General features: G+C 57.5%; 5 protein-coding genes and 1 pseudogene. 4 read left to right on the top strand and 2 right to left on the bottom strand.

The features are described from left to right. Positions 1-370 precede the first annotated feature (370 nt). Positions 371-952 (bottom strand): annotated as a pseudogene (gene istB, locus RNA01_RS22385) (IS21-like element helper ATPase IstB); the annotation flags it as partial. A gap of 257 nt (positions 953-1,209) precedes the next feature. Beyond that, positions 1,210-2,181 carry a 3'-5' exonuclease gene (locus RNA01_RS22395; RefSeq protein ID WP_147182332.1) on the bottom strand — a complete coding sequence of 324 codons (972 nt, stop codon included), beginning with the start codon at positions 2,179-2,181 and terminating at the stop codon, positions 1,210-1,212. 204 nt (positions 2,182-2,385) lie between these two features. On the opposite strand from RNA01_RS22395, the gene RNA01_RS24255 reads away from it, so the two are divergent. From RNA01_RS24255 to RNA01_RS22415, 4 genes are all read left to right on the top strand, one after another. After that, the gene (locus tag RNA01_RS24255) at positions 2,386-3,762 is read left to right on the top strand and encodes a hypothetical protein (protein ID WP_147182333.1); all 1,377 of its coding nucleotides are present in this window, start codon (positions 2,386-2,388) and stop codon (positions 3,760-3,762) included. A gap of 93 nt (positions 3,763-3,855) precedes the next feature. Beyond that, positions 3,856-6,522, top strand: coding sequence for a UvrD-helicase domain-containing protein (locus tag RNA01_RS22405; RefSeq protein WP_268906708.1), 2,667 nt, complete (start codon positions 3,856-3,858; stop codon positions 6,520-6,522). 233 nt (positions 6,523-6,755) lie between these two features. Beyond that, positions 6,756-7,523 carry a type IV toxin-antitoxin system AbiEi family antitoxin domain-containing protein gene (locus tag RNA01_RS22410; protein ID WP_147182335.1) on the top strand — a complete coding sequence of 256 codons (768 nt, stop codon included), beginning with the start codon at positions 6,756-6,758 and terminating at the stop codon, positions 7,521-7,523. Further along, on the top strand, positions 7,513-7,954 hold a 442-nt coding region (locus RNA01_RS22415; RefSeq protein ID WP_235916847.1), incomplete at its 3' end, for a nucleotidyl transferase AbiEii/AbiGii toxin family protein. The genes RNA01_RS22410 and RNA01_RS22415, both read left to right, overlap by 11 nt.

Raw genomic sequence — 7,954 nt, forward strand, 5'->3', positions numbered from 1 at the left:
TTACGTTGCCCAAAGCGACTGGATGTCGATGTGTCGTTTTTCGCTTTGCACTAGCCTCTCCTGATCTGCCGACCATACACCGGGGACGAAGAAATCGAACCGCGTGGAAACCCTCAATCGATCGGGCACCAAGCCTCGATCGCTTCTAACCGGTCGCTGCGCCGTCGCGTTCCGCGCTCGAACAGCCGGCTGCGGCAATAAATAATTCAAACGAACGAACTTTTCAAGATTGACGTTGTGTCAACGGCGGAGTAAAAACCGGCCACGCGGCGGCGCAATAGTCGGCCACTTGTGGCGCGTGCATGAGACCCGCGGGAGGGCGTAGCGCGAGCGGGGGTCTCATGCACGCGCGGCGATTTTTTGAGAGGTTTCAGCCAGCCTTGCGGGCGCGGCTTTGAGCGAGACGATAGCTCTCGCCGTTCATTTCGAGAATGTTGACGTGATGGGTGATACGATCCAGCAGAGCGCCGGTCAGGCGCTCTGATCCGAGCGTCTCCGTCCATTCGTCAAAGGGAAGATTGCTGGTGATCAGCGTGGCACCCCGCTCATAGCGTTGCGAGATCAGCTCGAACAGCAATTCCGCGCCGGTCTTGGAGAGCGGCACGAAGCCCAGCTCATCGATGATGAGAAGCTGGTAAGCGGCCATCTGCTTCTGGAACCGCAGCAGACGCCGCTCGTCACGGGCCTCCATCATCTCGCTGACGAGCGCAGCCGCTGTGGTGAACCCGACGGACAACCCCTTCTGGCAGGCAGCCAGGCCGAGACCAAGCGCAACATGGGTCTTTCGCGTGCCGCTGGGCCCAAGCGCGATAACGTTCTCGCGACGCTCGATCCATTCGCAACGGGCCAGTTCCAGCACCTTCATCTTGTTCAGCTTTGGGATGGCGGCGAAGTCGAAGCTGTCGAGGCTTTTGACCACCGGGAATTTGGCCGCCTTGATGCGACGCTCGACCTTGCAATGTCGACAGGAGCGCCAGCGATTTTCCCGGCTGCGGAAGAAGGGCCGCGGCCTCTGCGATCGAGCCGGAAGGGCGAGAAGTGGAGTTAAGCCCCTCATTAGCGTAGGCCAAGAGATGACCATAGGACGATCCCGCGAAGATCAGGCGCCAATCGCCAACGGTGGAGGAAACCACCGCGACACCGCTCGGCTGTGTTGCAGTCCAGGCTGCATCAATTCCCAGAATGGTCGTCACAGCCCCTCCCGACCATTCAAACAGCCCTGAAGCGATCGAACGCCGTCAGATAGTTGACCGGTGGATCGACGTCCCAGCGATAAATCTCCGTCCGCAGGAAATGCAGTTCGTCGTCGAGCTTCTCTTCGGCCAGTTCAACCCACCAAGATTTTACGCGGCCATCGGAGCCGTCCGACCATCGGTAACCCCGCGCTTTCAGATGATCCTTCATGTCGAAGGGACTGTTCTCCGCATAAATGCGAACACGCGACTGCTTGCTGGCAAGATAGAGTTCCGAAAACGGCGAGGTGGTTGCGCCCGCTCGGGCCTGCTCAAGCACTTCCAGAAGTGCGAAACAATCATCGACCGCACGGTGGCCATCATGGAAATATCCGGATTGGCCGATCAGATAGCCGAGCTTGCTGCCCTCAAAGCCGCGCGCGGACCAGTCGATTTCCGAGACGGAACAGGCCCACGCCTTATGGGCAAAAATCGGAGAAAATGCCTCGCAGAAAGGGCGGTCGAAACCGGCGTTATGAGCGATAATGAAATCGGCCGGCTCGATCAAGGCCGCCAAAAGAGCGGTGTCGATAATGTTCCCCGAAACCATCTCGTCGGTAATCCCGGTGAGGCGGGTGATATCAGCGGGGATCGGAATCTTCGGTTGCTGAAGTCCGCCATAGACACCCGTGACATCGCCAAACTCTCCCTCGTCATTGAAGGTAAAGGCAATCGCGCCGATTTCGATGATCTCGTCAGTGCGGTAGTTCAAGCCCGTGGTCTCGGTATCGAGAACTATACCCCGGCGCGGAAATTCCGGCCGTGGGTTTTCGACTGTCAGACGTGGCTGAAGTCTTCGCAAGATGCGGTAATTGCCGGTCGTTTCCAGATGACGTGCCATAGCTTCATCATCAGCGCCTCCTATGTCGTTCTCGGCAACCGACGGTCGGGCAGCTTGTGCCGAAGTTGGCGAAACAGGCACTGCGAAGAAGTCGAGTTGCGAGGCCATTCAGATCCAATCCGGTTCGAGCGGGAACCGGTGCACAATACGCACCAGGACCCGTGTGAGCAACGACCGACCGTCCTCCCGTTCCCTCAAGGCGAAGTCTAAAGAGCGGCAAACAATCGCAATTTGAAGTCAGGATTTACTTTGGCGTCCGGCCTCGAAACCGTAGGATACCGGCATTGATTTGACGATTCCGGGGGGGCAGCCATGAACGATCCGACAACCCAGCCAAACCGGGAACATCATTTCTACCTTTCGATCGCCAAATTTCTGTTTCACCACCCTCAGCACGGCATCGTCGCTGTCCGCGATCCTATAAAGCTCGCCGATGCGAAACGACGCGAGCTGGATCCCATCATACTCTATGGCGTCGCCGTCGCCGGCCTGCCGATCCGCTGGCTGACATTCTCGACCGTCGGCCAGCGCAAATCTTTATGCGAGGTGCTGTGGACAGCTTGGAAAGACGGGGAGGGGTTGCGGGGCTTGCCGGATGTTCTTCGTGTCAATCGCTATATAGCACAGGCAGATCCGGGGCTTGCGGCGGATCTCGCCACGATCGGCGTCCGTCTTGAGGTTGCCGATACCAAGGATAAGGCAGCTCCTGCATCACTTCGCTCGGCTCAGGATGACTCCCGATGGCTGTCGAAACGGCATGATCCGGTCGATTTGTCGTTGGCCGCATGCGTGGAAGCCCTTTGTCTCGATGCGCAGGAAGCTCACAACCGGAGTGCGCGTCGCAGGCCTCGCGGCCTCAGCAATCGAAAACTGGAGGACAGCATAGAGCAATGGCTGAGCTGGCCGATGCGCAAACCGCCATCTGTTCCCCTCGAAGACCGGGATTGGGAAGCTGGCCCATGGCTGTCATCCTGGGAATCGGCGCTCCCACCCGATCAACCCCGCTATTTTCATTACGACGGTATGAGCCGAAGGACTTGGCTGATTTCGGGGGAAAAGCCGTCAGACGATGACGACGAATTTCCGGCCTACGAAGAGCACGACAATACGGCTGAAATCGCCCGGAACCTGGTCGCCTGCTGGCCCAACCCGCCGAAAGACGTCGCAGCCGCAGCCGGGATCACCCTGCGCCAACTCCAATGGTTTACCTCGGAACGTGCGACCCTAGACAAATCGACCCACTACGACCTGCGGCATCTACTGGGCATCGAGTTTGACGAACGAATGGGCGACTATACGCCGGCAGGACCCTATGTTTTGATCGCCAGGAAAGCTCAAGCGATCGAGGCGATCTATCAGGAGATTTCCGGAGGCGGTGATGCCTGCCCCTGCGAACTCGTTCCGGCTCAGGGGCAAGCCGATCCGAGCTGGAGGTACGTCTTGATCAACGCGCATAGTACACCGCCGACTATTGTCATGGCCCCTCGCGGCGAGGCGATCACAGAACGGCTTCCCGACCTAGTTCTAAACTACGAGGGCATCCGGCCGGTTTCTCAGGCTTTTTACCGAGATGTTGTCACCACCTGCGCCCGGGCCTGCCAGACACCTCAGGCCAATGTCCGAGAGATGGCAGAATTCGCAAAACGGTATGAACGATACTGGATAGATTGCGCATGGCTTCCGGACTGAACGTTCTGGTAGAGCTTACCCCTGATGTCTGATCGTGTTCGAACATACCGGCCTAGTTTCGTTGCGCGCTTCCTTCCCCAAGGGAAATGGAAGGTGACACTGCGCCTGTCCTTACCGGCGACCATACTGATGAACCAGAACGGCGCCGAAAACCTTGCGTGCCTGAATGTTGTCGCGATTTCCGTCAGCAAGGCGTTGCTCTGGCATTCGGTCGAAGTCCGGACTCGCGATCAGGTCTACAGCCTACATTGTCTCGGAGAAGAGGCTGCCACCCGGTTGGCGGCCGATCTCTACAGTTTCATCAACAGCTACCTCTTCGATCTGATCGGCTCCGATACCGAGCATCTGAACGCGGTGGATACGAAACTGATGGCTATCGTGGAGGGACAAAGCCAATATCTCGCCCATGCTGACCTTGCACGGGCTGTTGCCAGTGTGGAGAGTAAAGCCGCCGCGGCACTTTCGCACCCCCTGTTCGATCCGGAGTTGATGACATCCACCCTGAAAGCGACGCTTCCCCGATCGCTCGCCTTCATCACCGATCCCGCTGTCCGCCACAGATACAACGATGCGTTTGTTTCGGCCGAGCTGGCGAGATACCGATCGTTCTTCGACGATCTGGACGGCCACTCATTATCCGATCAGCAGCGCGAAGCTTGCATTAGACTGGAGGACAACAACCTTCTTGTCGCCTCCGCTGGATCGGGCAAGTCCGCCACGATGGTCGGCAAGGTCGCCTATGTCCTCGACAAGAAGCTTTACCGCCCGGAAGATATTCTTGTGCTCGCTTTCAACAAGGACGCGGCCCACGAACTGAAGGAGCGAGTAGCCCGGCAGCTGGCGGTCGATCCGGACGATCTGAAATGCAAGGTGACCACGTTTCACGCGCTCGGTCTCGGTGTCATTCGGGAAGTCGAAGGACAGCCGCCACAGCTTGTCAACTGGGTTGAGCACCCCGCCGGCGAAGCGAAGGTCATTGAACAGATCATTGACGAGTTGCTGCGGTCGGATCCGGAGTTCGCCCGGCTCTGGGTCAATCTCCTCGTCCTTCATCCCAAGGCGGATATTCCGGCAGAAGTGTTCGATTCCAAGGCGGACTACGATCGGTACCTCTCAGCACGTCGACGAAAAGGCAATGCGACCATTGGCACGATGGCTGGCATCTATGTGAAATCACTTCAGGAACAGACCATCGTCAACTGGCTCTGGCTGCACTCCGTCGAATTCGAGTATGAACGTCAGATCCCCATTGAAGAGGATATTGGCGAGATCCGACACGTGCATCCGGACTTCCATTACCCTGCCAGCAACACCATCCATGAGCACCTCGCCGTCAATGCGGACGGTTCCTCTCCGTTCGAAAACTACGTCACCCATGCCGAACAGAAGATGACCGCATACCATAAAGCCGGAATGGACGTATTCCAGACAACATCGGCGCAAGCGCGCGACGGATCGCTGCTCACAGCCCTACAGACAGAAATCACGAAACGAGGCATTCCGCTCCAACAAAAAAGCTACACGGCAATCGTCAAAGGTCTCGAGCCAGTGGTCATCAAGCACTATCACAAGCTGATAGCGGTATGTATCAAGCACATCCGGGCTAGCCATCTGACCCTCGACATGCTGCTTGAGCGAGCCAAATCGCTCCATGACCGGACCCGTGCCCGAGAATTTGCTCAGGTGATCTGGAAGATCACCGAATCCTATTCACGGAAGCTGGACCAGGCCAAACGCATCGACTTCGACTCGATGATCGCGAACGCCACACATCTCGTGGAGACGAGGCAATACCGGAGCCCCTACTCGCTGATCCTTGTCGATGAGTTCCAGGATGTATCGGAGCCACGCGCGAATCTGATCAAGGCGCTGAAACACCAGAAGCCGTTCACGAAAATGTTTGCCGTTGGTGACGACTGGCAATCGATCTATCGTTTTGCCGGTTCTGACATTACCATTTTCACGCAGTTCGAGGCAAACTTCGGAGCGAGCTGGCAAGGTCGACTGGAGCAAACGTACCGTTGCAATCAGCTCATAGCGGAGACGGCCGCCAGCTTCGTTCAGCGAAACTCGGCGCAGCTGAAGAAGTCGGTACGCTCGACGCGACCAACCATCCCACGATCGATCCGGGTCATTCCGATCAGTGGTGAAGGGAGCAAGCCGGAATTCGGCGAGGCGTGTCACCAGCTCTTGCAACGGCTAAATTCGTTCCTGGGTGGGATTTCGGGGCAATGGCGGACAAAGGGGCGCGAAAAGCTCAACGTCATGGTCCTATGGCGCTATAACCAGCTCGATCCGTTCAAGGGTACACCGCCAAAATTCGAAAATATCGAGGTTTCGGGACTGTCGTTCCATCGCGCCAAAGGACTCGAGGCCGACTACACAATCCTGCTCGATGTCAGCGAAGGCGACTACGGCGTGCCGAGCCGGATCGAGGACGACGAACTTCTCAATCTGGTCATGCCACGACCAGAAAGCTTCGAGTTTGCCGAAGAGCGTCGCCTTTTCTATGTCGCATTGACTCGGGCAAGCCGCGGCGTGTTTTTGCTCACGAATAGCCGGGAGCCTTCTCGATATATCCGCGAACTTTCCGACATTGCCGGCGACGATTTGCGATTTGAATCGATCGATGGCGATCCCCTGCATCAATGTCCCAAATGCCGGGTTGGCCAGTTGGTCGAAAGGAATGGTCGCGGTAACAGCCGGTTTTTGGGATGCAATCAGTATCCAGAATGCGAGCACACTGCACAGTTGCGCTGAACCGTCTAGGGCGATCCGAGTCCGTTACGCCGAGGGAGCATCGACCTCTCACGTCACTTTTCAATTGACACAAATAGTCAATTCAGAGTTGACAATTTGCTTCATTTATAAAGTTTCATTCGCGCCTGCTTTAATTGTGTGACATAACGTCAAACATGAATGGACAATCAGAGACAAAGCTAAAGCAACTTCTTCAGCAAGTCCCCCCCGGCTTTCTGGTAGACTGAAGGTGGATGGCCCGCCATGCCATCTCGCGACAATCCGTGTCAGGCTATCTCAAGCAGGGCTGGCTTGAACCTGTCATGTCTGGTGTGTACCGCCGCCCATTCTCCTCCGATACCAATCCAGAAGCTGTCCGGGGCTGGAAGATACCCCTGCTCTCAGCCGTCTGGCTCATGCGGCATGAGTTCCATGTCGGCGGGGCAAGCTCCCTCTCCTTGCGGGGACATGCTCATTACCTCTCGTTCGGCAGCGAATTTGCCCTCTATCTCTACGGATCTGATATCCCGACATGGCTATCGAAGCTACGGACGGACGCTGATGTGAAGACCAGGAGTAACGTCCTGTTCGGCGAAGGGGCGACCGGCGTCGAAAACGCGGACTTCGACCTTTCCAACGACGAGGATCCAGAGCTGGCACAAAGCCCGTGGCGCTGGCCAATGCCGATGTCCTCACCCGAGCGCGCAATCCTCGAAATGCTAGACGAAGTCCCGAGGGGCGAGAGCTTCCACAAGGTGGACGTGGCGTTCGAGAGCCTGGCCAATCTGCGCCCGAGATTATTGGCGACGCTCCTTACCCTATGCCGAAGCGTCAAAACCAAGCGCCTCTTCTTCGTGTTTGCTGACAAGCACAATCACGCTTGGCGCCGGCACCTCGACGTCTCCTCTGTCGATCTCGGCAAGGGCGACCGGGCGCTGACACCGGGCGGCCGGCTGCACCCCATCTATCGCATCACAGTCCCGAATGACTTGATGCCAAAGGAGGCCCAGTATGGCCCGTGACCAATACATGCGTCAGGTCGAACTCCTGGTGCGGACCCTTCCATTCATCGCCCGCCACGAAGCCTTCGCCTTGAAGGGCGGAACGGCGATCAACCTCTTCTATCGCGACATGCCGCGGCTCTCGGTCGATATCGACCTGACCTATCTGCCGATCGAGGATCGCGAAACGACGCTGAAAAATATCGACACGACCCTGGAGCACATCCGCGAAGACTTGATGGGCAACCTGCGCGGCGTGAACGTCCAGAGGATCGCCGGTGGCGGCAACAACGACACCCGGCTCCTCGTCCGGCAGGGCATTGCCGAAATCAAGGTCGAGACATCTCCCGTTGCGCGCGGAACTGTCCATCCACCCGAACGCCGACGCGTGAGCGCGGCCGTAGAGGACAAATTCGGCTTCGCCAAAATGCAGGTCGTTTCGTTCGAGGACC

Origin of the sequence: Paenirhizobium naphthalenivorans, from assembly GCF_007992095.1 — a bacterium.
In the GTDB taxonomy this organism is placed as follows: domain Bacteria; phylum Pseudomonadota; class Alphaproteobacteria; order Rhizobiales; family Rhizobiaceae; genus Allorhizobium; species Allorhizobium naphthalenivorans.

What these genes read in the sequence shown, in the direction of transcription:
- RNA01_RS22395 (WP_147182332.1), bottom strand. Translation starts at nt 2,181, where the DNA reads ATGGCCTCGCAACTCGACTTCTTCGCAGTGCCTGTTTCGCCAACTTCG.
- RNA01_RS24255 (WP_147182333.1), top strand. Translation starts at nt 2,386, where the DNA reads ATGAACGATCCGACAACCCAGCCAAACCGGGAACATCATTTCTACCTT.
- RNA01_RS22410 (WP_147182335.1), top strand. Translation starts at nt 6,756, where the DNA reads ATGGCCCGCCATGCCATCTCGCGACAATCCGTGTCAGGCTATCTCAAG.